Consider the following 790-nt stretch of genomic DNA (forward strand, 5'->3'; position numbering starts at 1 on the left):
GGGTGGTTGCGGGAAGCCGGGGGTAAATCTAACCACCTTAGCGGCCTTTGACCGGTTAGAAATGACCCCGGCTTCCAGAGGGATCCGGGTCGGGTCGGGGGTGGCGCGCAGGCGAGACGCAGACGCGCCCCACCACACCGGCCAGCAAGGCAGTACAGGCAAAGGGATGGCTCCCTGGCCACCCGTTCCTTCGGGCCGCTCGCTCGCTTCTGAAACGGGCTGGAGCGGGCCGAGTCAAGGGTGGAGCGCAGCGGAATCGCCGAAGGCGACGCGACCGCAGGGAGCGCCCTTTACTCGGCCGTGGAAGGCCGACACTGGCCGAGAAGCGAGTGGCCCAACGGTCACGTACCAAGCCGCGTGCGCTTTCCCTTCGTTGTGTCTTATGAGGTGCAGACGTCCTTGAGCTGGCTCGCCGCCGCGTCGATTTTGCTGGAGTCGGGGTTCGTGTCGCCGTTCAGGATGGCCTTGTTGTAGTCGGAGATCGCCTTGTTGAGGTTGTCGACCGCCTTGTCGACCTTGGTGTTGTCCGAGTTGACGTCGATCTTGGCGATGGATTCGTCGTCGTGGATCGCCCTGAGGCTGTCGGAGATCGTGTTCCAGTTCTTCAGACAGTTCAGGGAGTTGGAGGTGTCGGAGGGGTCAGAGGGGTTCGTTGGGTCGCAGGCCGTCAGCAGTCCGGCAGTGAGGGCCATGGCTGCGGCTGCGGTGGCGAGGGTGGCCGTACGGCGGATGCGGAGGCGGTGGCGGTTCTTGGGCATGGAAGTCCTTCGGGGTGAGTTCTGCCTGGGGA

The 790-nt window shown here is 64.6% G+C and carries 1 protein-coding gene; it reads right to left on the minus strand.

All coding sequences use genetic code 11. The features are described 5' to 3' along the window. Window positions 1-380: 380 nt before the first annotated feature. On the minus strand, window positions 381-758 hold the full coding sequence (locus AC31A1_RS52105) for a hypothetical protein (RefSeq protein WP_489660027.1): 378 nt from the start codon (window positions 756-758) through the stop codon (window positions 381-383). Window positions 759-790: the final 32 nt, after the last annotated feature.

This window comes from Streptomyces sp. P5F9 (assembly GCF_057961495.1).

Coding starts and splice junctions, on each gene's coding strand:
- AC31A1_RS52105 (WP_489660027.1), bottom strand. CDS start 758: ATGCCCAAGAACCGCCACCGCCTCCGCATCCGCCGTACGGCCACCCTC.